This is a genomic window from Actinoplanes sp. G11-F43 (assembly GCF_050589265.1).
Lineage (GTDB): Bacteria > Actinomycetota > Actinomycetes > Mycobacteriales > Micromonosporaceae > Actinoplanes.
On sequence record NZ_JBNZCE010000005.1, the window covers coordinates 24,894 to 48,113 of the forward strand.

The following is a 23,220-nucleotide window of genomic DNA, read 5'->3' on the forward strand; positions in this document are numbered from 1 at the left end:
GACTCGGTGCCACGGGGTAAGGCGATCCGGGCACGCGAGTACTAGGTTCGGTCTCGTGAATCCCGCGGGGCTGCGGCGTGGTCCAGGGGATGGCTGCGTCAACCGGCAGCCACCCCCTGGACCTCGCCTCGCTCCCACGCGATTCGAGAGACGGAACCTAGCGTGACTAGCGCACATTCCAGAGGCTGAGGGGGTCATGCGGGTGAACCGCTTTGAGCGGGTCCGGGAGAACCTGAGGAGAGCCTACGACTCGGGCCGTGAGTCGGTCCGTCAGGCGCGGGCCGAGCGCCCGGCCACCGAGCCGGACCGCTACGAGAACGAGTTCTTCCCACCCCCTCCCGATACGGACATCGTGCATCACTCGACGAGCAGCCGGGACGACGCGGACGTGCCGCACTCACTGCGGATCGCCGCCGCCTGGAGCTGGCGGCTGATCGTGGTGGGGGTGATCGGCTGGGCACTGCTCCGTTTCATCGGCATGGTGAGCATCGTGGTGGTGCCGCTGGCCATCTCGCTGTTGTTGTCGGCGCTGTTCAGCCCGGCGGTGGGCTGGCTGCTGCGGTTGCGGTTGCCGCGTTCGCTGGCGACGTCCCTGGTGCTGGTCGGTGGGATCGCCGCGGTGGCGGGCACGTTGACCCTGGTGGTGAACCAGTTCGTCCAGGGTGTGCCGAAGCTGACCGAGAACGCGAGTGCCGGTGTCCGGCAGATCCAGGAGTGGGCCCGGACCGGCCCGCTGCACCTGTCGGACGCCCAGTTGGATCAGGCGATCGACGCCGGCCAGCAGTGGATCAACGCGAACACCACGTCGCTGACCTCGACCGGTATCGCGACGGTGGCGACCATCGCCGAGCTGGCCACCGGGCTGCTGCTGGTGATCTTCGCGACCTTCTTCTTCCTGCGGGACGGCCGGGCGATCTGGCGGTTCCTGGTGCGGCTGTTCCCGGTGAACGCGCGCTGGTCGCTGGCCGACGCCGGGGACGCCTCGTGGTCGACGCTGGGCGCCTATGTGCGGGCCACCGTGCTGGTGGCGTTCATCGACGCGGTCGGCATCGGCCTGGCTCTGGTGGTGCTGGAGGTGGAGTTCGCGTTCCCGCTGGCGGCGCTGGTGTTCCTGGGCGCGTTCGTGCCGATCGTCGGGGCGAGCATCTCGGGCGCGGTGGCGGTGCTGGTGGCGCTTGTCGACGAGGGCTGGGTGATCGCGCTGATCACGCTGGGCGCGGTGATCCTGGTGCAGCAGATCGAGGGCCACGTGCTCCAGCCGCTGATCATGGGCCGGGCGGTGGCGGTGCACCCGCTCGCGGTGATCGTCGGCATCGCCTGTGGGGTGGTGCTGGCCGGGATCATCGGGGCGCTGGTGGCGGTGCCGCTGATCGCGGTGCTGAACACGGCCGTACGCAGGCTGTCCCGGCGCCGTCCGGAGGTGCCGCCGCACGCGGAGGTGGTGACGACCGGCGGAGCCTGAGAAAAAGGGGGACCCGGAAGGGTCCCCCTTTTTTCACAGAGCGTGGGTCAGACGGTTGCCACGGTGACCGTGATCTCGTTGATCCCGCGGTCGGCGTCGACGGCCAGCTCGCCCTTGCCCTGCTGGCTGAGCGCCTTCACGGTCCAGGAGCCGGGCGCCGCGAAGAAGCGGAACACGCCTTCGGGCGACGAGACGACCTCGGCGGTGAACTCGCCGGAGGAGTCGAGCAGGCGCACGTAGGCGCCGCCGACGACCTCGCCGGCACCGTTGCGGACGGAGCCGGTGATGACCGTCTCCTTGGCCAGGTCCACGCTGCTGGGGAGGGGCGCGGACTGGTCCGGGGCGGCGCAGCCGGCGGCGCCGGACGCGACGTTGGTGGCGGGTGAGGTCATGATCAGGCCTTTCCGGGTTCGTCGCCGAGGGCGATCGGAACACCGATGAGCGAGCCGTACTCGGTCCACGAACCGTCGTAGTTCTTCACGTTCTCGTGGCCGAGCAGCTCCTTGAGCACGAACCAGCTGTGCGAGGAGCGCTCGCCGATACGGCAGTACGCGATGGTGTCCTTGCTGCCGTCGAGGCCGGCCTCACCGTAGATCTTGGCGAGTTCCTCGTCGGACTTGAAGGTGCCGTCCTCGTTGGCGGCCTTGCTCCACGGCACGCTGATCGCGGTCGGGATGTGACCGGCCCGCTGTGACTGCTCCTGCGGCAGGTGCGCCGGGGCGAGCAGGCGGCCGGCGAACTCGTCGGGGCTGCGCACGTCGACCAGGTTCTTCACGCCGATGGCCTCAACGACCTCGTCACGGAAGGCGCGGATGGACAGGTCGGGGGCCTTGGCCACATAGGTGGTCTTCTCCCGGACCGGCACGTCCTTGGAGTAGACGCGGGCGTCCAGCTCCCACTTCTTACGGCCGCCGTCGATCAGCTTGACCTGCTCGTGGCCGTACAGCTTGAAGTACCAGTACGCGTACGCCGCGAACCAGTTGTTGTTGCCGCCGTAGAGGATCACGGTGTCGTCGTTGGCGATGCCGCGCTCGGAGAGCAGGGCGGCGAACTGCTCCTGGTTGACGAAGTCACGCCGGACCGGGTCCTGGAGGTCGGTCTTCCAGTCGATCTTCACAGCGCCGGGGATGTGGCCGCCGTCGTAGGCGGTGGTGTCCTCGTCGACCTCGACGAAGACCAGGCCCGGGGTCTCCAGGTTCTGCTCGGCCCACTCGGCCGAGACGAGTGCGGTGTCGCGACTCATCGGTTCACTCCCTTTGGAAGGTGGGTGGAGGGAGAGTCAGCGCACGGAAGTGTTCTCTGTCGCACTCCGCGCGGACCCATCGGTGGTTGGGATCACGGGCTGCTTGTGCGACGGCGCCACTGCCGGGCAAAGAAATGCCCAGAGCTCAGATCAGAGGATGCTCAGCACTGAATGGCCCCGTCAGATGACAGGGCGACACAGGCACGCGGCCACGCGGCACAGGTCGACCGCGCGCCTTTTCGTGAGCAAGGGGCTCATGTGGCCGACCCTACCAGCGTGCTCACGCAGCGGAACAGAGCCGACCACGATCCGGGATCGCGTGAGGTCAGACACCCGCCGCGGCGAGAGTGACATCGGTGGCCCCGAGGGTGACCTTCAGGCCCTCCGGGAGCGGCTGCAACTCGTTGATCACCAGGTTCAGCGGCAACTCCGGCACGGCCAGCTCGAAGGCCATCTGCTTGACGAAGTTGTTCACCTGACCCTGGATGAGCGGGTTGTTCGGGAGGTCCTTGGCCGTCACATCGGAGAACCGGACCTGCACCTTGCCGTCGACCACGGTCAGGTCGGCGACCCCGGACAGTTCGATCTTCTGGGTACGCGAGATGGACAGCACCGCCGAGCCGACCACCTTGCCGTCCTTCTCCGCCAGGGTCATGCCCTCCTGGCCGGTGGCGCCGGCCAGCAGCGCGTAGTCGATGGTGCCGACCCCGGTGACCGACCCGGCCACCACCTCGCCCTGGCCGCTGCTCAGAGCGCTCAGCGGGGCCTTGACGTCCTGGGCGCGGATGTCCAGCAGGTCCATCGCGACGGTCTCGCCGGTCCCGGTCGGCGCGGAGAAGTCCGGCAGCTGGATCCGGATCTCCTGATACTCGCCGGCCAGCACCTGGGTGAGGAACGGCACGCCCGCGATGGTCACCTCGGGCCGGCTGCTGGTGGCGTTCTGGTTCGCCACCTCCTGTGCCACCTTGTCGGCGATGACGTCCTCGGCGTACGAGTTGCTGAAACGGTCCAGCACAGCCACCCCGGCACCCAGGATGACCAGCAGAACCACCAGCACGATCAGTGCCTTGCGCCCCCGGCGTCGGCGAGGACGCTCCGATCCGTACACCTCGGCCACTTTTCCTCCCGATTCACCCGCTAACCCTGGGGAACGTACATGCCCGGGTCGAGGGTTCAGTGAAACCGGTGGGTCAGACGAGGTACCAGTGCAGCAGGAGGTAGGCCGTGAAGGCGGTGAGCGCGAACCCGCCCAGTGGCCCCTGCATGTGCCGGGCCAGCCAGAACGTCGGCGCGTCACCGGCCAGCCGGCGCCCGGCCTCACCGAAGTTGACGGCCAGGTCGATCAGGTGCGCGGCGACTGCGGCGACCAGGCCCAGCACCGCGCCCTTGGTCGGCGTGAACGGGAAGATCAGATAGCTGCCGAGCAGTGCCCCGGCGAGCGTGCCGAGCATGGCGCCGAGCACGATGCCGGTCGCGCCGCGCGGCACCTGGAGCGCGATCCGCGGCTTCGGGAAGACCGCGTCGGTGAGCCGGGCGACCAGCAGGGCCATCCCGGCGCCGACACAGCAGACCAGGATCGCCTGCGCGCCCAGCGGCACCCGGGTGAGCGTGATCAGGATCGAGTAGGCGGAGACCCCGGCCACGATCAGCAGGGTGGTGCGCCAGGAGTCCTTGGCCCGCTGCCGGTCCTCGGCCCGGATCACCTGGGCGATCATCGCCGCGACGAAGCCGCCGAGCGCGGTCAGCAGCAGCGGGGTCAGCGCGCCGGGCTCGCCGGTCGCCGCCAGGTAGTCGGCGGCCAGCGCGGTCACCGCGACGATCCCCGCGGTGGCGGCGGCCGCGGGCGGCTGCAGCGCCATGATCCAGGCGAGCAGGCCGAGCGACTGCACCCCGAAGAGCACGATCACATACGACGTACGAGCCCCGGGCCCGGTCACCAGACTGCCTATCACCAGCGCGGTGGCCAGCAGCGCGGCGAATCCGCCGATGGCCGCCGACAGGCTCCGCCGGACCGGGACGACCTCGATCTCCTCGAACTCGTCGTCCTCGACGTCGACGTCGATCGCGCCGGACTTGTCCTCCTCCTCGTCCGGGACGGCACCGAACGCCCCGGCCTTCGGGCGGCCCGGGTTCATACGCGCTACCTGCTGGGAGGCTTCCGCATCCCAGGGGTCGTCGTTCGGCATCGAGGGGAACACGACTGCGATCGTGCCAGACCCGTGACCGTCGTCCCAATCGCCGGGGGTGTCGTCGCTCGGGTAAAAGGCTGGTTACGGTTCGGCCGTTCGGCCACCTACCGGGCGTTCGCTACATCACTTGCGATGTCGGCAGGGGTCTCCGGACTGATGCATCGGTTAAGGTAAGCGCAACCCACCCGTCGGTGACGCCGGGCCCAATCTCCGGTGGCGAAGCCTGTTCAGCTCGCAGACCGGGTCACCCGAGCGGCCACTCGTGCCGCAAGGACGGAGGTGAGTGTGGAGATCCTTCTGCTGGTCACGGCACGTGCTGGTGAGCCTTCTGCCGTATTGCCCGCCCTGGACCTTCTGCCCCACTCGGTTCGTACCGCCCCGCGTGACGTTCGCACTCTGGTGTCCGGGCCCAGCCCCGACGCTGTTCTGGTCGACGCCCGCTCCGAGTTGTCGGAAGCCCGCGCCACCTGCCGCATGCTGCACGCGACCGGCATCGGTGTCCCGCTGATCGCGGTGGTCACCGAGGCCGGCCTGATCGCTCTCAACGCTGACTGGGGCGTCGACGACGTCATCCTGGCCAGCGCCGGCCCCGCCGAGGTCGAGGCGCGTCTGCGCCTGTCGGTCGGCCGCCTCACCAACGCGACCGCCGGTGCCGGCGGTTCGATTCGGGCCGGCGAGCTGAACATCGACCCCGACACCTACGCGGCGAAGCTCAAGGGCCGCCCGCTCGACCTCACCTACAAGGAGTTCGAGCTGCTCAAGTTCCTCGCCCAGCACCCGGGCCGGGTCTTCACCCGCGACCAGCTGCTGCGTGAGGTCTGGGGCTACGACTACTTCGGCGGCACCCGGACGGTCGACGTGCACGTGCGTCGTCTGCGCGCCAAGCTCGGCTCGGAGTACGAGTCGATGATCGGCACGGTCCGTCAGGTCGGTTACAAGTTCGTGGTTCCGCCGTCCGGTCGCCAGCTTCCGGACAACGAGCCCGTTTCCCTCCCTGTTTGATCTAAACTTCGCAGCATGACGAAACGACAGCCGGTCCGTGCCCTGGACCGGCTGTCGCCGTCTCAGGTGGACGACGTGCTCGCCCTGGCCGCCGCGGCCGGGCACATCGACGGTGTCCACCCGCTCTCCGAGGACGTCGAGCTGCGGGTGCGCGGTGACGTGCCGTCCTCGGGCACGCACCTTCTCTCCTACACCGAGGCCGGTGACCGGCTGGTCGGTTACGCCTTTCTGGAGGACGGCTCCGGCGAGCTGATCGTCCATCCGGATTTCCGCCGGGCCGGTGCCGGCACCGAGTTGCTGACCGCGGCGGGGCCGGGCCCGATGCGGTTCTGGGCGCACGGCGACGATTCGGGTGCCGCGGTCTTCGCCGAGCGCAACGGTTTCGAGCGGGCCCGGGTGCTGTGGCAGATGCGCCGTTCGCTGCTCGACCCGCTGCCGGACATTCCGCTTCCCGGGGGTGTGACCATCCGCGCGTTCCGGCCGGGTTCCGACGAGCAGGACTGGATCGGGATCAACGCGCGGGCGTTCGCGCATCACCCGGAGCAGGGCCGGTGGACTCTTGAGGACCTGCTGGGCCGGGAGGCGGAGCCGTGGTTCGATCCGGCCGGTTTCCTGCTCGCGGTGGATGTCGCCGATCAGGTGCTGGGTTTCCACTGGACCAAGGTGCATCCGGCGTCCGCTGACGAGCCGGCGGTCGGCGAGATCTATGTGCTCGGGGTCGACCCGGCCGGGCACCGGCGTGGGCTGGGTGCCGCGCTGAGTGTGGCGGGTCTGCGTCATCTGGCCGGGGCCGGGCTGACGGTGGCCAGTCTGTATGTGGACGAGTCGAACGAGGCCGCCGTGAAGCTGTACCGGCGTCTCGGCTTCGAGATCTACAAGACGGACGTCAACTACCGCCGATAACGGCGAGGATAAGGCAAGGTCTCGGCCCGGTCACGGCTGCCCGGATATACCCGACATATCGGGTAGCAGGAGCGCAGTTCACTTAACGGACAACTCTTCTCCGGGGGATGGCTACCTCCTGGGGCCGACGTGTTCACTCCCAGTTCATTTGCGACCGGGGATCCGGTCACTTCGCCTTCCTAGCTTTTGGGGTGTCAGCCGGTGAGTGACCGGCTGCAAACCTGAGGGGACTATTCGTGAAGCTCCAGCGGTCCGGTTTCGTGGCCGGCATTGCCCTGACTGCCTCGCTCGCGCTCACCGCTTGCGGCTCGGACAACGTGCCGGCGGCGGAGGGTGGCTCGTCTGCCGCCCCGGGCAACTGTGTGGCCGGCAGCCTGACGGCGCAGGGTTCCACCGCTCAGAAGAACGCCATGGACGAATGGATCAAGGCGTACCAGAGCCAGTGCGCCGACTCCAAGGTCGACTACCAGGGCACCGGTTCGGGCGCGGGCATCGAGGCGTTCATCGCCGGCACCGCCGACTTCGCCGGTTCCGACTCGGCCCTGAAGGAGGACGAGCAGCCGCTCGCCGACGCCAAGTGTGTCGGTGGCAAGGCCCTCAACCTCCCGATGGTGATCGGCCCGATCGCCGTGGTCTACAACGTGCAGGGTGTCGACGGCCTCCAGCTGTCGCCCGCGCTTCTGGCGAAGATCTTCTCCGGCACGATCACCAAGTGGAACGACCCGGCCATCGCCGCCGAGAACTCCGGCGCCACCCTGCCGGACGCCAACATCGAGACGGTCCACCGGGCCGACGAGTCGGGCACCACCGACAACTTCACCAAGTACCTGAGCAAGACCGCCGGTGCGGACTGGAAGTTCGAGAACGCCAAGGCGTGGAAGGCCCCGGGCGGCACCGGCGTCAGCAAGTCGGACGGCGTGGCCACCAAGGTCAAGAGCACCCCGAACACCATCTCGTACGTCGAGCTGTCCTTCGCCGAGAACAGCGACCTGCAGACCGCGAAGATCAAGAACGGCGCCGGCGAGTACGCCGAGCTGTCCGGTGAGAGCGCCGGCAAGACCTTCGAGAACGCCGAGATCACCGGCACCGACGGCGACCTCGCCCTCACCCTCGACTACGCCACCACCACCGCCGGGGCGTACCCGATCGTGCTGGTGACCTACGAGATCGCCTGCAGCAAGGGCAGCGCCAAGCCCAAGGAGGTGCAGGCCTTCCTGAAGTACACCGCCAGCACCGACGGCCAGAAGGCGCTGGGCGAGCTGGGCTACGCCCCGCTGCCGGAGACGCTGCGCGCCAAGGTCGAGCAGTCCGTCGCCTCGATCTCCTGACCTTCCGCTAATCCCTCCGAACGACAGCGAGCGCGCAGATGGGTGACTACCCTTCCCGCTCGGTGAACGCCACCGCCGGCGACCTGGCCGCGACCACGAGTCGCGGGCAGGGCGCCGGCTACGGCAGTTCACCGGCAAATCACGACGAGCCCCCGCTCGGTGGCGGTGGCGCACTGCCCAAGAAGGCCCGGTTCTCGATCGAGACTGGCTTCCGGGCCCTGTCCACGGCCTCCGGTGCGATGGTGCTGGTCATCATCGTCGCGATCGCCGTCTTCCTGATCTCCAAAGCGGTTCCCGCCCTCTCCGCCAACGAGGCGAACTTCCTCACCGAGCTGAGGTGGTTCCCGAACGAGTCGAACCCGAGTTTCGGAATCGCGGCCCTCGCCTTCGGAACCGTGCTCAGCTCGATCATCGCGCTGGTGGTCGCGGTGCCGATCGCCCTCGGTATCGCGCTGTTCCTCTCGCACTACGCGCCCCGGCGCCTGGCCACCCCGCTGGGCTTCGTGATCGACCTTCTCGCCGCCGTACCCAGTGTGGTCTTCGGTCTCTGGGGTCGTGACGTCTTCCAGCAGCCGGTCCGGGACTTCTCGATCTGGCTCAACGAATACTTCGGCTGGATCCCGCTCTTCGGCGGCGACGGCCCGTTCGGTCAGTCGATCATGCTCGGTGGCCTGGTGCTGGCGATCATGGTGCTGCCGATCGTCACCTCCCTCTCCCGCGAGGTCTTCCAGCAGACCCCCGGGATGAACGAGGAGGCCGCGCTCGCGCTCGGCGCCACCCGCTGGGAGATGATCCGGACCGCCGTATTGCCGTACGGCAAGCCCGGTGTCATCGCCGCGGTCATGCTCGGCCTCGGCCGCGCGCTGGGCGAGACGATCGCCCTGGCCCTGACGCTGAGCATCGCCTTCGACATCTCGTTCAACCTGATCGAGAACGGCGGCAACTCCATCGCCGCCAACATCGCGAACTCCTTCGGCGAGGCCAACGAGACGGGCCGCGGTGCCCTGATCGCCTCCGGCCTGGTGCTCTTCGCGATCACACTGGTGGTCAACATGACGGCGCGGGCGATCATCTACCGCCGTCGCGAGTTCCGGGACAACGCGGCATGAGTGAGCGCAGCGAACGAACAATTAAGCACAGCCCGTTGGCTCATGTCGGCACGGAGCGAAGCGGAGTGGCGGCATGAGCCTGATTGAACGTGAAGCCCCCGGCGCGGTCATGACGCCGGACAACATCCGGAGCAAGAAGCTCCCGGTGGTGACGAACGCGCTGGTCGCGGTCGGTGCCTTCGCGGTCTCCGCCGCGCTGGTGCTCGGCCTCGACATCGGCAGCTGGGTCCTGGTCGCCGTCCTCGGCGTGGTCATCTACCTGGTCGGCCTCAACATCGTCGCCGCCCGGATCGAGGGCCCCCGGGCCGCCCGCAACCGGACCATGAAGTCGATGATCTACGCGGCCTGCATCCTGGCGATCCTGCCGCTGGCCTCGGTCGTCTGGACGCTGGTGTCCAAGGGCATCAACCGCCTGGACGGCAACTTCTTCGGCACCTCGATGAACAACATCGGCGCCCGGGACCCGCACGGTGGCGCGTACCACGCCATCATCGGCACCCTGGAGCAGGTCGGCATCGCCACCCTGATGGCGGTTCCGCTCGGTGTGCTCGGCGCGATCTACCTGGTCGAGTACGGCCGGGGCAAGTTCGCCGAGACGGTCCGCTTCTTCGTCGACGTGATGACCGGTATCCCGTCGATCGTCGCCGGCCTGTTCATCCTCTCCTTCTGGGTGCTGATCGTCAGCCCGTGGTTCAACAACGGGGTGCCGCGCTTCTCCGGCTTCGCCGCCTCACTGGCCCTGGCCGTGCTGATGTTGCCGACCATCGTCCGGTCCACCGAGGAGATGCTGCGCCTGGTGCCCGGACCGCTGCGGGAGGGCTCGTACGCGCTCGGTGTCCCGCAGTGGAAGACGATCCTCAGCGTGGTCCTGCCGACCGCCCTGCCCGGCATCGTCACCGGCATCATGCTCGCCGTCGCCCGCGCGGCCGGCGAGACCGCACCCGTCCTGCTGGTCGCCGGTGGCGCCGCGGCGATCAACTTCGACCCGTTCGCCGGCAACCAGCAGTCCCTCTCGCTCTTCGTCTACCAGCAGGCCGGTGACGCCTCCCGCTTCGCGCCGGACCGGGCCTGGACCGCCGCGCTCACCCTGGTCGCCCTGGTCCTCATCCTGACCGTCGCGGCCAAGCTGCTCGCCCGTCGCAACAAGCTGTCCCGCTAAAGAAGGTGTCATCCATGGCCAAGCGCATCGAGGCGACGAATGTCTCCTCCTACTACGGCAACTTCAAGGCGATCGACAGCGTTTCGATGGCCGTCGAGCCGAAGACCATCACGGCTCTGATCGGCCCGTCGGGCTGCGGCAAGTCGACGTTCCTGCGGTCCATCAACCGCATGCACGAGGTGCTGCCCGGCGCCCGCATCGAAGGCAGCCTGACCATCGACGACCAGAACATCTACGACCCGGACGTCGACGTCACCGCGGTCCGCCGCATGATCGGCATGGTCTTCCAGCGGCCCAACCCGTTCCCCACCATGTCGATCTACGAGAACGCGGTGGCCGGCCTCAAACTCAACGGCGTCAAGAAGAAGTCGCTCCTCGACGACGCCGCCGAGAAGTCGCTGCGTTCCGCGAACCTGTGGGACGAGGTCAAGGACCGCCTCGACCGCCCCGGCGCCGGCCTGTCCGGCGGCCAGCAGCAGCGCCTGTGCATCGCCCGCACCATCGCCGTCCAGCCCCAGGTCGTCCTGATGGACGAGCCCTGCTCGGCCCTGGACCCGATCTCCACGCTGGCGATCGAAGACCTGATGTTCAAACTGAAGGACCAGTTCACGATCATCATCGTCACGCACAACATGCAGCAGGCCGCCCGCGTCAGCGACAAGACCGGCTTCTTCTCCATCGAGAAGACCGGCGACCCCGGCCGCCTCATCGAATACGACGACACCCAGAAGATCTTCAGCAACCCGTCGCAGAAGAAGACCGAGGACTACATCACCGGCCGCTTCGGCTGACCAGCCCTACCTCGCACCCACCGCACGCGGCCTATGGGGGGCATGCGACGTGCACCCGGTGCGAGGCCCGAAACGCCGGTCCGACTTCAGGTCGGGCCGGCGTTTCTTTCCATCCTGTCCGGTACGCCCCGCACCTCCCTGCCAAATCCACAGCTCCAGCCCCGTCCCCGCAAGGCAGGCGAAACTCCCGACCGTCCCGCGCCCGCCGGGCCGAATGCGGTGCACGCGGTCACCCCACCCAGACCCTGATGATCAATTGGTTGAACGGCGAGCCAGGCGGTGGGTCAGGCACGGTCGCCATGACGTTTCCATAGGCGAGCGACCTTCCTCGATCAACCGCCAGGGTCACCACACTCCCCGAGACCCCGCCGAAGGCACACATTGCCCGGCTCGTGCGCAGGCATCCGGCACCCCACCCCGACGGCGTCACACTCACGCCAGACGGTGAGCACCTGCCGGGCCCAGGACACCGACGCGAGCACCCGGTCCACCAACGTGCGCGCCCACCAGCGCCGGCCCCGGCCCGTGTCACCCCGCGTCAACGTGCGCGCCCATCAGGGCCGGCCCCGGCCCGTGTCACCCCGCGTCAACGTGCGCGCCCATCAGGGCCGGCCCCGGCCCATGCCACCCCGCGTTGTCCACGTGCGCGCCCATGGGGGTCGACCCTGGTTCACGTCATCCCGCGTCGTCAGCGTGTGCGCTTACTAGGGTCGACTCCGGCTCATGTCATCGCGCGCTGTCAGCGTGTGCGTCTACTGGGGTCGACTCCGGTCCATGTCACCCGCGCTGTCAGCGTGTGCGTCTACTGGGGTCGACTCCGGTCCATGTCACCCGCGCCGTCAACGTGCGCGCCCACCGAGGTCGACCCTGCTTCATGTCATCCCGCGCCGTCAGCGTGCGCGCCCACCGGGCCCGCCCGCGTGCCGGGACGACGAGATGTGGCGCGGATCGGACCGGAACTGGCCACGCGGGTTCGGCGACCGTGAGCCTGGATCGGGCCATCTGAGCCTTGGGCGGTGACCAGCGCATTCGGCCCGGCGGTCGCCGGACGGTCCGGTGTGGCGCGGACCTCGCGGGGACGGGGCGGGACCGTTTGGTGGAGCGTACCGAAATCAGGGAAGTTGAAGTTGGACCTCCCCACTCGGTGTCACCTCGATGCGTGGCGTCAACGGTGTGGCCGCGTCGCGGTGGGCCGAGGCGGCGACCACCTCGGGGATGTCCGGGAGGGCGGCGATCTCGGCCAGCGTGCGGCGGGTCGGTGGGAGCATCGGCAGAGACGTGTCGGCCGGGGAGATCCACGCGGTGGCCGTCGCCTCGCCGGAGACGTCGCGGGCGGACTGGGCCTCGGGGAGCAGCGCGACGAAGAACCAGGTGTCGTACCGTCGCGGCTCGAACTCCGGCGTCACCCACCGGGCCCAGGGCAGCAGCAGGTCGTCGCGCAGACGCAGGTCACGGCGGGCCAGCAACTCGGTCATCGACAGTGTGCGGGCCTGGACCGCCGCGCGATCGGCCTCCCACTCGGGGCTGTCGGTGGACGTGATCGTGCGGTCGGGCTCGGCGTGCGGACCGGCCAGCAGAATGCCACTCTCCTCGAACAACTCGCGGGCGGCGGCACCCACCACCGCGTGGGCCTCGGCCTCGGGGACACCCAGCCGCTCCGGCCAGTCGGCACGGATGGTCGACGGCTGATCGGACGGGTCGACCACGCCTCCGGGAAAGGCGTAGAGACCGCCGAACGCCATCGTGGCCGCCCGGCGCAGCACATAGACCTGGAAGGCGCCGCGATGTGAGCCGGGCCTGTCGGGGCCGGCGTCGTGCGGGTCGGCGCGGCCCGGACCGTTGCTGCCCGGGTCGTAGCTGCCTGGGCGGCCGCCGTCGGGGACGGTCCTGCCGGGGACGGTGCTGCCCGGGGCCGTGCTGCTTGGGCCCGTGCTGTTCGGGGCGCTGCCGTCTGGAGTGGTGTCATGCGGGGTGGTGTCGTGCGGGGCGGTGTCGTGCGGGGCGGTGTCGTGCGGGGCGGTGTCGTGTTGGGCGTCGGTGTGTGGGCGGAGCAGGACCACGGTGGCGGCGGGGCGGGCCGGCACGGGTGGGCCGGTGAACTCGCGTGCTCGTTGTGACATGGCGGGGGGCAACGACATGGCGGGTGGTAGCGACATCGAGTCGGTCACCGGTCCGATCCTGCCACCGTCGCCGGGCGGGGCGATACGTTATCCACAGGGGCTCGTCGGCCGAGCGGTCCCTGTGGACAACCGAGCGCTCCGCGTCCGGGCGCGGGTACCGTACTGATCATGACCGCACAGAAGGTTCGCTGGGGCATTTTGGGCCCCGGCGGGATCGCCAGTTCATTCGCCGCCGACCTGAAGCTGGTGGAGGGAGCCGAGCTCGCCGCCGTCGGCTCACGCAGCAGTGCGAACGCGGAGGCCTTCGCGCAGCGGCACGGCTTCGCACGGTCGCACGGCTCCTACGCCGACCTGGCCGCCGACGACGGGGTCGACGTGGTCTATGTGGCGACACCGCACGCCTTCCACCTGGACGCGGCGATGATGTGCATCGAGGCCGGCAAGGCGGTGCTCGTCGAAAAGCCGATCACGCTGGACCTGCCGTCCGCCGCCCTGCTGCTGGAGGCCGCGCGGTCGCGTGGGGTGTTCCTGATGGAGGCCATGTGGATGCGCCTCAACCCGGCCATTCGCAAGATCGCCGAGTTGGTGGCGAGTGGTGCGATCGGCAAGGTGGCCGCGGTGCACGCCGATTTCGGGTTGCAGGGGCCGTTCGAGGCTTCGCACCGGCTGCGTGACCCGAAACTGGGCGGTGGCGCGCTGCTGGACCTTGGCGTTTATCCGATCCACCTGGCGCACCTGATCCTCGGTGTGCCGGCGTCGGCGCAGGCCTGGTCGCACCTGACCCCCGAGCGCGTTGACGAGAACACTGGTGTCCTGCTCGGCTACGAGGCGGGTGCGGTGGCCGCGCTGACGTGCAGCATCAACGGCCCGAGCCGGAACGCCGCGTCGATCACCGGCACCGAGGGCCGGATCGACCTGCCGGTGGGGTTCTTCGTGCCGCGGTCGTTCGTGCTCAATCGGCAGGATGGCGAGCCGGAGACGTTCGAGTTCCCGTTCGAGGGCAGCGGCTATCAGTTCGAGGCGGCCGAGGTGCAGCGTTGCCTGCTCGCCGGTGAGCTGGAGAGCCCACTGGTGCCGCATTCGACGACACTCGAAGTGATGGCCCTGTTGGACGCACTGCGCGAGCAGGTCGGCGTGACCTACTGAGAGCACACTGACTGGGGGCGCTGGCCGGGGCGCGCTGACCGGGAACGAGCCGTCTGGGAGCGCGTCGAATGCGCGCGGGTCGGCGGTCGGCCGGTGCGGACCGGGCCGGCGCGCGCCCGCGCGTTGAGGCCCGGCTGACCGGCAAGCCGTGCGACGGGGCCCGCGCCGCCGAACGATGCCTCTGGTCGTGCGATGAGGACTGGGCGGTTGCGCGGTGACGCCCGATGACCGTGCGGTATAGCGGTTGTGCGGTGACGCCCGGTGTAGCGGTTGTGCGGTGAGGCCCGGTGGCCGCGTAACCGCTACACCGCACGGCCACGCCCGGAGCGGCCGTGCGGCGGAGTGGCCGCACGGTGAGGACCGGGCCGAGCGGGGTGTGGCTGTGCGGCGGAGTGGCCGCACGGTGAGGACCGGGCCGAGCGGGGTGTGGCTGTGCGTTGAGGCCGGGGGTGCCCGACGGCGGGCGGTGGGGGACGGGCTGGTCTGATGTCGGGCGGCGGCGTGGGACGGGCCGTCTGGTGGGCGGGTGGTGGTTCGGGGAGCGGGCGGGGCCGGAGACCGTCAGGCGAACATCGGTCGGACGATGAAGTAGATGACGCACGAGAAGAAGGCGGCGGCGGGGAATGTGGTGATCCAGGCGATCACGATGTTGCCTGCCACGTTCCAGCGGACCGCGCTGAGCCGTTTCGTCGCGCCCACGCCCATGATCGCTGAGGTGATCGTGTGGGTGGTGGAGATCGGGGCGTGCAGGATCAGCGCGTTGAAGTAGAGCACCGAGCTGGCCACCGTCTCGGCCGCGAAACCCTCGGCCGGACCCAGGTCGATGATCTTGCGGCCGAGGGTGCGGATGATGCGCCATCCGCCGGCGTAGGTGCCGGCGGCCAGGACCGCGGCCGACGTCCAGTACACCCACTCCGGGATGTGTGACGAGTCGGACTGGAAGCCGCCGGTGTAGAGGGCCAGCACCACGATGCCCATGGTCTTCGCGGCGTCCTGCATGCCGTGCCCGATGGACATGGCCGCGGCCGAGGCGGTCTGTGCCCAGCGGAAGCCGCGGTTGAGCCGGCCGGGGTGCCCGCGCCGGAAGATCCACATGATGGCGACCATCATCACGAAGCCGAGGGCCAGGCCGACGAACGGCGACACCACCATCGGGATCAGCACCTTGCTGATGATGTTGTCCCATTGGACGCTGCCGACGGTGGCGAACAGGGTGGCGCCGACCAGGCCGCCGAAGAGCGCGTGGGACGAACTGGACGGCAGCCCGAAGTACCAGGTGATCAGGTTCCAGGTGATCGCGCCGAGCACACCGGCGAAGACGATGCCCAGGCTGGGGATGCCGGTCGGCAGGTCGACCAGGCCGTCACCGACGGTCTTGGCGACCTCGGTGCCCAGGTGGGCGCCGACGAAGTTGCCGACGGCGGCCATGGCGAGCGCGACCCGCGGCGTGAGCGCCCGGGTGCTGACGCTGGTGGCGATGGCGTTGGCGGCGTCGTGGAAGCCGTTGGTGTAGTCGAACGCCATCGCCGCGAGGATCACCGCGATGACGGCGATCAATTCCGGATCCACGGTCTAGGACTCCTTGACCGCGATGGTCTCGATGGTGTTCGCCACGTGCTCGAAGGCGTCGCAGGCGGCTTCCAGCTCGTCGACGACCTCTTTCATCTTGAGCACGGTGAGCGCGTCGTATTCGCCGGAGAAGAGCCGGACCAACAGCATCCGGTACGCCCGGTCACCGTCGTTCTCCAGCCGGTTGATCTCGATCCAGTAGTCCTCCATGCCCTTCAGCGAGCGCAGTTTCGGCATCGCGTCGGCGGTCACCTTGGCCTGGGTGTCCAGCACGGTGACCAGCTCGTGCATCTCGCGGGGGAGTGAGGGCAGTTCGGTGAGGCCGTACAGGTAGAGCAGGTTGCCGGCCGCTTCCAGGTGGTCCATCACGTCGTCCAGCTGGGAGCCGAGCGAGTAGATGTCCTCCCGGTCGAACGGGGTGATGAAGGTGGAGTTGATCTTCTTGTACAGCTCGTGGGTGATCGAGTCGCTGTCGTGTTCCACATCGCTCAGCCGGTCGGCGACCGACTGCACGTCCACACCGGGCAGCGCCAGCTCGTTGAGCAGCTCGGTGCCTTTCACCAGGTTCTGGGCGGCCCTGGTGAAGAGTTCGTAGAAGGCGCCCTCGACGGGGCGGAATGAGAACTTCACAGCGCGGACCTCGATCGACGGGCTCTATATGAATGGATCTCCGAAGGCATGCTATCGGTCCGTCCGAGTTCACCCTTCGCGACGGCCCTCAAACCCGTTGGTGACGGTTTTCCGCGAGCCGGGCCGCCGGACGGCGAACCGCCCTGGTCGGAACGGGTGCGCGTGGCGTGCCGGCGATCGGATGGCGGCGCAGGTGGCGGGCCAGCCCGGTCAGATCGGTGTCGCCGATCACGTCCACACCGGCCGCGCTGAGTTCGGTCCACACCGCGGCGCGGGCTTTGCGGTTGCCGTCCGGCAGGCCGGAGAACCGGACGGTACGCCCGTCCGCGTGCGCCGACCGGACCAGCGCGTGCAGTTGGTGGCGTTCCTCGGCGGTGATCGTGTCGTGGCCGTCCCACCCGAACCGGCGGCTCCACGACTCGCTGACCATCGGCACCAGGGTGGGCGGGGCGGTGCGGGAGCCCAGGTCTTCGAAGCCGCCGTCGGCGAACGCGTACCGCTCCGGTTCGGCGGCCAGCAGTTCGCGGACGTCGACCGCGCCGGTGACGGTGACGGTCACCGCCCGCTGTTTCAGCATCCCGTCGCGGCAGGTGCTCAGCAGGCCGGCGTGGTCGCGGAGCTGCTGGTCGAGCATCCGGTAGGCGCGCAGCAGCGCTTCCGGGTCCCGTTCGGCCCCGCTGAATTCGACGATCAGCCGGAACGGCGCGCGCTGGTCCGGCCACAGCCGGCCGCCGTTCGCCCCGGCGCGGGCGAAGAGTGGGGCGAGCACCAGCCGGCGCAGGGTGCGGCCGGGTTGGGGGCCGCCGGGTCCGAGATACAGCTCGCCGTGCGGGCCGGGGGTCACCACGACGGTCATCCCGGACAACCCGAGTTTGATCACGCCGGGCAGTGGGTCGGCCGTGTCCGCGCTGGTGAGCGCGTGTCCCGCGGTCAGCCATGGGTGGCGTCGGCGGATCAGCGCGACGGCGACCGCGCCGCCGGCTCCGGCGAGACCGGCCAGTCCGCCCGCGATTGTCGCCATCTCCTGCACCAGAGCACCATCCGATTCGTACGATATGGGTGGTTCATACTGTGGCACAGCCGATAGGCGAGAACGGGCAATGTCGCGCAGAATTCGTTTCATGCCGTCGCCGTCAGTGGTCGAGTTCGAGGCCCATCGCAGCTACCTGACGGCCGTCGCCTACCGGATGCTCGGCAACCGCGCCGAGGCCGAGGACGCGGTCCAGGACGCCTGGCTGCGCTACTCGCAGCAGACCGGGGAGATCCGGGACACCCGCGGGTGGCTGACCACGGTCACCGCGCGGATCTGTCTGGACCAGCTCAATTCCGCGAGAGTACGCCGTAACGCGTACCCCGGTGAGTGGCTTCCCGCCTTCGTGGTCGAACCGGACGCCGACCCGGCCGACCGCGCGGAGATGGCTGACCAGGTCAGCATCGCCCTGCTCGTGGTTCTGGAGAAGCTCACTCCCGAACAACGAGTGGCGTTCGTTCTGCACGACGCGTTCGGTGTGCCATTCGACGAGGTGGCGGCAGTCCTGGACAGCACACCCGCGGCGGCCCGCCAGCACGCGTCGAGGGGCCGCAAGGCGGTCGCCGAGGGTCAGGTGCGGCACACCGCCGGGCTGGCTGAGCAGCGGAAGGTGCTCACCGCGTTCCTCGCCGCCGCGCAGGACGGCGACATGCGTACGCTGGCGGCGGTTCTGGCCCCGGACGTGGTCGCGATCGGTGACGGCGGTGGAGTCGTCCGCGCCGCCCTGCGCCCGGTCCTCGGCGCCGAGCGGGTGGCCCGCTTCTTCATCGGCCTGGTCAGCCACCGGCTGGCCGGGGTCACCGATCTGAAGGTCGAGCCGGTGCTGGTCAACGGGTCGGCCGCGCTCATGCTGAGCGGCGCTCACCCGGACGGCAGCCGCCTGCTGGTGGTCGTCGCGATCGCCGTCGACGAGGGCCGGATCACCGGCATCTACAACCAGCAGAACCCGGAGAAGCTAGTCCTGGGTGACTTCGAGTAGGTGTTTGCGGTAGTGCGAGGCGAACGGCTCGGTGCCGTCGCCGAGCGCCACCATCAGGTGCCGGGCGGCCGCCTCGGCGTGCTCCACCAGATCCTCCGGGTAGCCGAAGGCCGCCCGGTGCTCGGCGAACTCGTCCTCGTCCCGCAGCTCGACCAGACCCGACTCGCGGCGCCGCACCGCGTCCAGATCCAGGTCGATGATGTGAACGGTGTCACCCTCCCACCGGGCCGGGGTGGTGATGTCGCAGTAGACCTCGCTGGTCCGCGGCGGCGGGTTGAACATCCCGGTCCACCACGCGTAGTGCGGGATCAGCAGCACGAACGGGATCTGCTCCACCGAGGGCCGGCCGTGATAGACCGAGGCCGTGCCGCGTGTCACGCCGACCCAGATGCCGAGGTCGTCCTCGGCCAGACGACGGGCCGGGTAGTCACGATGCGCCGAACCGTCGTACTTCGTGTAGATGACCCGGACCATCTCGCTCGGCATGGGTGCACCCTAACGGTGACCCGGATATGTCGGTGGTGGCGGGTACGGTTCCTGCGTGCCCGCAGCCAGTAAGAAGAAGGCAACCGCCGAGCAGATCCTCGCCGCCGCCGTCGGGGCCGTCCCCGGCGGTTCCGCCCGCCCAGGTCAGCAGGCCATGGTCGAGGCGATCGACAAGGCCGTCAAGGACAAGGAGCACCTGCTCGTCCAGGCCGGCACGGGCACCGGCAAGAGTCTCGGATATCTCACTCCGGCCCTGCTCGTCGAGGGCCCGGTGGTGGTCTCCACGGCCACCCTCGCCCTGCAGAACCAGCTGATCGCCCACGACCTGCCCCGGCTCGCCGAGGCGGTGCAGCCGGTGCTCGGGCGCAAGCCGACGTTCGCCGTGCTCAAGGGCCGCCACCACTATCTGTGCGCGGCGAAACTGGAACACGCCGACGAGCAGGAGCCGACCGACACGCTGTTCGACGCCGCGCCGCCCGCCCCGAAGACCGGTCAGTGGCTCGGCGAGGCCGGCAAGATCGGCAAGCAGATCCTGCGGATCCGCAAGTGGGCGGAGAAGACCGAGACCGGCGACCGCGACGACCTCGATCCGGGTGTCGACGACGTGGTCTGGCGGCAGGTGTCGATGCCCGCGCGGGACTGTGTCGGGGCCGGCCGGTGCCCGTACGGCGCGGAGTGCTTCGCCGAGGCGTCGCGTGCCCGCGCCCGCGAGGCCGACATCGTCGTCACCAACCACAGCCTGCTCGCCGTCGACATGATCGCCGAGCGGCAGATCGTCCCGCCGCACAAGCTGCTCATCGTCGACGAGGCCCACGAGCTGGCCGACCGGGTGTCCGCCGCGGCCCAGGCCGAGATCACCCCCGAGGCCGTCGAGCGGGCCGGCCGCCGAGCCCGCACGATGATCACCCCGGCCGCCGCCGAGCAGCTCGCCCTGGCCGCCGACGAGCTCACCGTCTGCCTCTCCGACCTGCCCGCCGAGCGCCTCGTCAACGGGCTGCCGGAGCGGCTGCGCCTAGCCGTCGCCACCCTGGAGTCGGCCACCCGGGCCGGTCTCTCGTCGATCGGCGAGATCAAGTCCGACGACTCCGACCCGGTCGGCAAACAGCAGGCCAAAGCGGTCCTCGACGAGCTCTCCACCACCTCGCAGCGGCTGCTGGAGGAGAACAAGTTCGACGTCGCCTGGATCGAGAAGTCGGACTTCGGCAGCGGCCGGCGGGCGCTCGTGGTCGCCCCGCTCTCGGTCGCCGGCACCCTCGCCGAGAGCCTCTACACCGATCGGACCGTGGTGGTGACCTCGGCCACGCTGACCCTGGGCGGCAAGTTCGACACCGTGGCCCGATCGCTGGGGCTGCCCGCCGAGAGCAAGTCCACCGGTGGTGAGGGCTGGAACTCGCTCGACGTCGGTTCGCCGTTCGACTATCCGAAACAGGGCATCCTCTACGTGGCGGCGCACCTGGACCGGCCCCGGATGTCCGGCCTGCCGGACGCCGCCGGCGCCGAGCTGCTGCGCCTGGTCGAGGCGCTCGGCGGCCGTACCCTCGGGCTCTTCTCCTCCCGCAAGGCCGCCACGCAGGCCGCTGAGCTGCTGCGGGCCAAGACGGATCTGCCGATCCTGCTCCAGGGCGAGGAGACACTGCCGATTCTGGTCCGCAAGTTCAAGGAGGATCAGGCGAGCTGTCTCTTCGGCGTGATGTCGCTCTGGCAGGGCGTCGACGTGCCCGGTGACTCCTGCCAGCTGGTCGTCATCGACCGTCTGCCGTTCCCGCGCCCCGACGAGCCGTTGGCCGCCGCCCGGGCCGCGGCGGTCGAGGCCTCCGGCGGCTCCGGTTTCTCCGCGGTCAGCGTCCCGATCGCCGCCGTCCGGCTGGCCCAGGGCGTCGGCCGGCTGATCCGCTCGACCGGCGACAAGGGTGTGGTGGCGGTCCTGGACTCCCGGCTGGAGACGGCCCGCGGTTACGGTCCCTTCCTGCGCCGGTCACTGCCCCCGTTCTGGTACACCACCCGTCCCGAGGTGGCCGAGGGTGCCCTCCGCCGCCTCGCGAACAGCTGAAAGGCCGCCCGTTGATCCACGTCGCGTGCACCTTCCTGGTCGACCGCACCGGCGCGCTGCTGTTGCAGTTGCGTGACGACAAGGCCCCGTACTTCCCGAACGTCTGGGGCCTGCCCGGCGGCGCGATCGAGGAGGGCGAGACGCCGCGGGCGGGCGCCACCCGCGAACTGTGGGAGGAGACCCGGCTGCGCCCGGACGAGCCGTTGCGCCTCTTCGCCCGCCAGGAGCTGCCGGAGCACGACCGCGTCAAGAACTACTTCTACGGGAGGACCTCGGCCCGGCCGGAGGACGTGGTGCTCGGCGAGGGCGCGGCGATGCTCTTCATCCCCGCAGTCGAGGTCCTGAACAGGCCTTTCACCCCGGGAAGCGTCGAAATGATCAACCGTTTCCTGGCTTCCCCGGAGTATCGGGAGGTCGCTGGGCGGGCGGGCTATCCGTCGCTCGACTTTGGACACCAGATCTAGTCCCGTATAACCTTGTCTCATGACGGTTCAAAGTGGGAATGTTCGGAACATCGGGGCCGGTCGGGCGTACCCTGGTCGCATGTCCAGGGGAGACACCGATGCCTCGCGCCGGGCGCGGAAGCCCGAGACGGTGACCGTGCAACTCGAGCGGAAGTCGTTGCTGGCCGCCCGCGCCGCTGCCGCGTCCCAGGGGATCTCCCTGTCGGAGTGGCTATCCCGAGTGGCCTGGGAGCAGGCCGTGATCGAGTCGTCGGCCCTGAGTGCCGAGCAGTACCGCCTCCATCCGGACGAGCCGCCGGGCTGGCGGGAGGAGGGGCTCGACCGCATCTTCGGGCAGGATGTGGCGTGAAGCGCGGTGACGTCTGGACGGTGACCCGGTTCGGCCGGGAGCATAGCGTGGTGGTCGTCGAGAACGACGCGATCATCGGCCGTTATCCCGGAGTGCTGGTCGTCCCGTTGTCGGATGTCCACGAGCCGAGCCTGGAGCGCCCGACGCTCAGCGACAGTGACGGCAAGCCACTCGGGACTTTTCTCGCCCACCACGTCGGCCAAGTCGACAAGACACGCCTGACATCGCGGACGGCGGTCCTGGACGAGGCGAGCCGGGAGTTCGCGGACATCGCGTTACGGGCGGCACTCGATCTCTGAGCGCCGCATGACACCATGGCGCCGTGACTGGGCCGGTGGTGGGACGGGAGCGGCGGTGGTGGACGTGGGGGGCGGTGGCCGCCTGGGGGGCTCTGCTGACCGGGGCGGTGTTCTGGTCGGTGCGCAACGATCCGCCGACCGTGCCCGAGCAGCGGGACATCGCTGAGGCGCTGCCCGCGCTGCGAGCCGCGACCGGAGCCGTGGTGGAGGTCGCCCAGGACGAGCGGTGGGTGCTGCGGCTCGGTGAGCTGGAAGTCACCGAGTGTGCGATCACCCCGGTCCGGGACGGGCGGGAGGCCGGGCGGAACGTGACGCTCTACGTGGCCGAGGGAGAAGCCCGGGAGGCGCTCGCCGGGCTGGCCGCCGGGCTGCCGGACGGCTTCGGGGCGGGAGTGGCCGCCACCCGTGGGGGCACCCGGCTGTCGTTCTTCGCCGACGCCGGGGACTACATCGGTGTCGAGGCGACCGCGCACTCCACCGACCAGGTGCTGACGGTGCGGGTGTTCAGCGGATGCCGGCCGGACGCCGATGATCTGGACCGGTCGGATCCGTCCGCGGGTGCGGCGCCGGCGATCCTGACCGGGGCGGTCACGAGCCAGGCGGTGGTCTGTCCGGGCGGAGGGACGGCGGCGACCTTCGTGGGTGACCAGCGGGTGGAGGTGCCCGAGGGGATCGAGCCGGTGTGGCGGGAACCGAACGGGTGGGCGTACCGGCAAGGGTCTGAATCGGTCGTGGTGACGACGGACGGTGACCGGGCCCGGACCACCGTGACCACCGGCTGCCGCAACGGCTGAACCGCGGCTCAGCCCGCTCGCCACCGGCGATGTCTCCCCGGCCACCGCATTCGCCCGGCGGTCGCCGGACGGTCCGCCGGTCACGCGGACGTCGCGCGGACCGGACAGGACTCCCCGA

24 protein-coding genes are annotated in these 23,220 nt (G+C 69.6%); 14 read left to right on the plus strand and 10 right to left on the minus strand.

The genetic code is table 11. The features are described from left to right. Positions 1–196 precede the first annotated feature (196 nt). Positions 197–1,462, plus strand: coding sequence for an AI-2E family transporter (locus ACQ0O7_RS05145; protein ID WP_430780580.1), 1,266 nt, complete (start codon positions 197–199; stop codon positions 1,460–1,462). Positions 1,463–1,509: 47 nt separating this feature from the next. Here the strand turns inward: ACQ0O7_RS05145 and ACQ0O7_RS05150 are convergent, their stop codons facing one another. The 5 genes from ACQ0O7_RS05150 to ACQ0O7_RS05170 all read right to left on the minus strand — a co-directional run bounded on the left by ACQ0O7_RS05150 (position 1,510) and on the right by ACQ0O7_RS05170 (position 4,903). Further along, positions 1,510–1,854: a DUF1416 domain-containing protein gene (locus ACQ0O7_RS05150; RefSeq protein ID WP_430780581.1), complete on the minus strand. Its 345-nt coding sequence runs from the start codon at positions 1,852–1,854 to the stop codon at positions 1,510–1,512. A 2-nt stretch (positions 1,855–1,856) separates the two neighbouring features. Beyond that, positions 1,857–2,705: a sulfurtransferase gene (locus tag ACQ0O7_RS05155; RefSeq protein WP_430780582.1), complete on the minus strand. Its 849-nt coding sequence runs from the start codon at positions 2,703–2,705 to the stop codon at positions 1,857–1,859. 180 nt (positions 2,706–2,885) lie between these two features. Beyond that, positions 2,886–3,059, minus strand: a complete 174-nt coding sequence (locus ACQ0O7_RS05160; protein WP_430780583.1) for an Ms5788A family Cys-rich leader peptide — start codon at positions 3,057–3,059, stop codon at positions 2,886–2,888. Next, a complete protein-coding gene (locus tag ACQ0O7_RS05165; protein ID WP_430780584.1) occupies positions 3,031–3,822 on the minus strand; it encodes an LmeA family phospholipid-binding protein in 792 nt (263 codons plus the stop codon). The genes ACQ0O7_RS05160 and ACQ0O7_RS05165 overlap by 29 nt, the downstream gene beginning before the upstream one ends. A 73-nt stretch (positions 3,823–3,895) precedes the next feature. Then, positions 3,896–4,903 (minus strand): hypothetical protein, encoded by a 1,008-nt coding sequence (locus tag ACQ0O7_RS05170; protein WP_430780585.1) that lies wholly within the window; start codon positions 4,901–4,903, stop codon positions 3,896–3,898. Between the two features lie 270 nt (positions 4,904–5,173). Here ACQ0O7_RS05170 and ACQ0O7_RS05175 point away from each other — a divergent pair, with 270 nt between their 5' ends. From ACQ0O7_RS05175 to pstB, 6 genes are all read left to right on the plus strand, one after another. Next, positions 5,174–5,896 (plus strand): winged helix-turn-helix transcriptional regulator, encoded by a 723-nt coding sequence (locus ACQ0O7_RS05175; RefSeq protein WP_430780586.1) that lies wholly within the window; start codon positions 5,174–5,176, stop codon positions 5,894–5,896. A 15-nt stretch (positions 5,897–5,911) separates the two neighbouring features. Further along, positions 5,912–6,799 (plus strand): mycothiol synthase, encoded by an 888-nt coding sequence (gene mshD, locus ACQ0O7_RS05180; RefSeq protein ID WP_430780587.1) that lies wholly within the window; start codon positions 5,912–5,914, stop codon positions 6,797–6,799. Positions 6,800–7,035: 236 nt separating this feature from the next. After that, on the plus strand, positions 7,036–8,127 hold the full coding sequence (gene pstS / locus ACQ0O7_RS05185; protein ID WP_430780589.1) for a phosphate ABC transporter substrate-binding protein PstS: 1,092 nt from the start codon (positions 7,036–7,038) through the stop codon (positions 8,125–8,127). A 38-nt stretch (positions 8,128–8,165) separates the two neighbouring features. Continuing rightward, a complete protein-coding gene (gene pstC, locus ACQ0O7_RS05190) occupies positions 8,166–9,236 on the plus strand; it encodes a phosphate ABC transporter permease subunit PstC (protein ID WP_430780591.1) in 1,071 nt (356 codons plus the stop codon). 73 nt (positions 9,237–9,309) lie between these two features. After that, on the plus strand, positions 9,310–10,395 hold the full coding sequence (gene pstA, locus ACQ0O7_RS05195; protein ID WP_430780593.1) for a phosphate ABC transporter permease PstA: 1,086 nt from the start codon (positions 9,310–9,312) through the stop codon (positions 10,393–10,395). A gap of 14 nt (positions 10,396–10,409) precedes the next feature. Then, positions 10,410–11,186: a phosphate ABC transporter ATP-binding protein PstB gene (pstB, locus tag ACQ0O7_RS05200; RefSeq protein WP_430780595.1), complete on the plus strand. Its 777-nt coding sequence runs from the start codon at positions 10,410–10,412 to the stop codon at positions 11,184–11,186. A gap of 1,112 nt (positions 11,187–12,298) precedes the next feature. Here the strand turns inward: pstB and ACQ0O7_RS05205 are convergent. Then, a complete protein-coding gene (locus ACQ0O7_RS05205) occupies positions 12,299–13,306 on the minus strand; it encodes a hypothetical protein (protein WP_430780596.1) in 1,008 nt (335 codons plus the stop codon). A 168-nt stretch (positions 13,307–13,474) separates the two neighbouring features. Between ACQ0O7_RS05205 and ACQ0O7_RS05210 the strand changes: the two genes are divergently transcribed. Further along, positions 13,475–14,452: a Gfo/Idh/MocA family protein gene (locus ACQ0O7_RS05210; RefSeq protein WP_430780597.1), complete on the plus strand. Its 978-nt coding sequence runs from the start codon at positions 13,475–13,477 to the stop codon at positions 14,450–14,452. Positions 14,453–15,013: 561 nt separating this feature from the next. Here ACQ0O7_RS05210 and ACQ0O7_RS05215 read toward each other — a convergent pair. From ACQ0O7_RS05215 to ACQ0O7_RS05225, 3 genes are all read right to left on the minus strand, one after another. Next, positions 15,014–16,021 (minus strand): inorganic phosphate transporter, encoded by a 1,008-nt coding sequence (locus ACQ0O7_RS05215; RefSeq protein ID WP_430780598.1) that lies wholly within the window; start codon positions 16,019–16,021, stop codon positions 15,014–15,016. 3 nt (positions 16,022–16,024) lie between these two features. After that, positions 16,025–16,651, minus strand: a complete 627-nt coding sequence (locus ACQ0O7_RS05220; RefSeq protein ID WP_430780599.1) for a DUF47 domain-containing protein — start codon at positions 16,649–16,651, stop codon at positions 16,025–16,027. Between the two features lie 88 nt (positions 16,652–16,739). Continuing rightward, positions 16,740–17,672, minus strand: a complete 933-nt coding sequence (locus tag ACQ0O7_RS05225) for a hypothetical protein (protein WP_430780600.1) — start codon at positions 17,670–17,672, stop codon at positions 16,740–16,742. Between the two features lie 100 nt (positions 17,673–17,772). On the opposite strand from ACQ0O7_RS05225, the gene sigJ reads away from it, so the two are divergent. Continuing rightward, on the plus strand, positions 17,773–18,660 hold the full coding sequence (sigJ, locus tag ACQ0O7_RS05230) for an RNA polymerase sigma factor SigJ (protein WP_430780601.1): 888 nt from the start codon (positions 17,773–17,775) through the stop codon (positions 18,658–18,660). Here sigJ and ACQ0O7_RS05235 read toward each other — a convergent pair. Next, positions 18,637–19,146 carry a DUF402 domain-containing protein gene (locus ACQ0O7_RS05235; RefSeq protein WP_430780602.1) on the minus strand — a complete coding sequence of 170 codons (510 nt, stop codon included), beginning with the start codon at positions 19,144–19,146 and terminating at the stop codon, positions 18,637–18,639. The two genes, sigJ and ACQ0O7_RS05235, sit on opposite strands and share 24 nt — an antisense overlap. 154 nt (positions 19,147–19,300) lie before the next feature. Between ACQ0O7_RS05235 and ACQ0O7_RS05240 the strand changes: the two genes are divergently transcribed. From ACQ0O7_RS05240 to ACQ0O7_RS05260, 5 genes are all read left to right on the plus strand, one after another. Continuing rightward, entirely contained in the window at positions 19,301–21,196 is a 1,896-nt protein-coding gene (locus tag ACQ0O7_RS05240; RefSeq protein ID WP_430780982.1) for an ATP-dependent DNA helicase, read from the plus strand. Between the two features lie 11 nt (positions 21,197–21,207). Next, positions 21,208–21,660, plus strand: coding sequence for an NUDIX hydrolase (locus ACQ0O7_RS05245; protein WP_430780603.1), 453 nt, complete (start codon positions 21,208–21,210; stop codon positions 21,658–21,660). A 79-nt stretch (positions 21,661–21,739) separates the two neighbouring features. Then, positions 21,740–22,009 carry a hypothetical protein gene (locus ACQ0O7_RS05250; RefSeq protein WP_430780604.1) on the plus strand — a complete coding sequence of 90 codons (270 nt, stop codon included), beginning with the start codon at positions 21,740–21,742 and terminating at the stop codon, positions 22,007–22,009. Then, positions 22,006–22,308: a type II toxin-antitoxin system PemK/MazF family toxin gene (locus ACQ0O7_RS05255; RefSeq protein ID WP_430780605.1), complete on the plus strand. Its 303-nt coding sequence runs from the start codon at positions 22,006–22,008 to the stop codon at positions 22,306–22,308. Before ACQ0O7_RS05250 ends, ACQ0O7_RS05255 begins: the two co-directional genes overlap by 4 nt. A gap of 23 nt (positions 22,309–22,331) precedes the next feature. Further along, positions 22,332–23,102, plus strand: a complete 771-nt coding sequence (locus tag ACQ0O7_RS05260) for a hypothetical protein (RefSeq protein WP_430780606.1) — start codon at positions 22,332–22,334, stop codon at positions 23,100–23,102. Positions 23,103–23,220: the final 118 nt, after the last annotated feature.

Bases quoted from the DNA above. Each gene is read 5' to 3' on its own strand.
- ACQ0O7_RS05210 (WP_430780597.1), top strand. From the start codon at position 13,475: ATGACCGCACAGAAGGTTCGCTGGGGCATTTTGGGCCCCGGCGGGATC.
- ACQ0O7_RS05150 (WP_430780581.1), bottom strand. From the start codon at position 1,854: ATGACCTCACCCGCCACCAACGTCGCGTCCGGCGCCGCCGGCTGCGCC.
- mshD (WP_430780587.1), top strand. From the start codon at position 5,912: ATGACGAAACGACAGCCGGTCCGTGCCCTGGACCGGCTGTCGCCGTCT.
- ACQ0O7_RS05160 (WP_430780583.1), bottom strand. From the start codon at position 3,059: ATGTCACTCTCGCCGCGGCGGGTGTCTGACCTCACGCGATCCCGGATC.
- sigJ (WP_430780601.1), top strand. From the start codon at position 17,773: ATGCCGTCGCCGTCAGTGGTCGAGTTCGAGGCCCATCGCAGCTACCTG.
- pstC (WP_430780591.1), top strand. From the start codon at position 8,166: ATGGGTGACTACCCTTCCCGCTCGGTGAACGCCACCGCCGGCGACCTG.
- pstA (WP_430780593.1), top strand. From the start codon at position 9,310: ATGAGCCTGATTGAACGTGAAGCCCCCGGCGCGGTCATGACGCCGGAC.
- pstB (WP_430780595.1), top strand. From the start codon at position 10,410: ATGGCCAAGCGCATCGAGGCGACGAATGTCTCCTCCTACTACGGCAAC.
- ACQ0O7_RS05155 (WP_430780582.1), bottom strand. From the start codon at position 2,705: ATGAGTCGCGACACCGCACTCGTCTCGGCCGAGTGGGCCGAGCAGAAC.
- ACQ0O7_RS05205 (WP_430780596.1), bottom strand. From the start codon at position 13,306: ATGTCACAACGAGCACGCGAGTTCACCGGCCCACCCGTGCCGGCCCGC.
- ACQ0O7_RS05225 (WP_430780600.1), bottom strand. From the start codon at position 17,672: ATGGCGACAATCGCGGGCGGACTGGCCGGTCTCGCCGGAGCCGGCGGC.
- ACQ0O7_RS05145 (WP_430780580.1), top strand. From the start codon at position 197: ATGCGGGTGAACCGCTTTGAGCGGGTCCGGGAGAACCTGAGGAGAGCC.
- ACQ0O7_RS05235 (WP_430780602.1), bottom strand. From the start codon at position 19,146: ATGCCGAGCGAGATGGTCCGGGTCATCTACACGAAGTACGACGGTTCG.
- ACQ0O7_RS05250 (WP_430780604.1), top strand. From the start codon at position 21,740: ATGTCCAGGGGAGACACCGATGCCTCGCGCCGGGCGCGGAAGCCCGAG.
- ACQ0O7_RS05240 (WP_430780982.1), top strand. From the start codon at position 19,301: ATGGTCGAGGCGATCGACAAGGCCGTCAAGGACAAGGAGCACCTGCTC.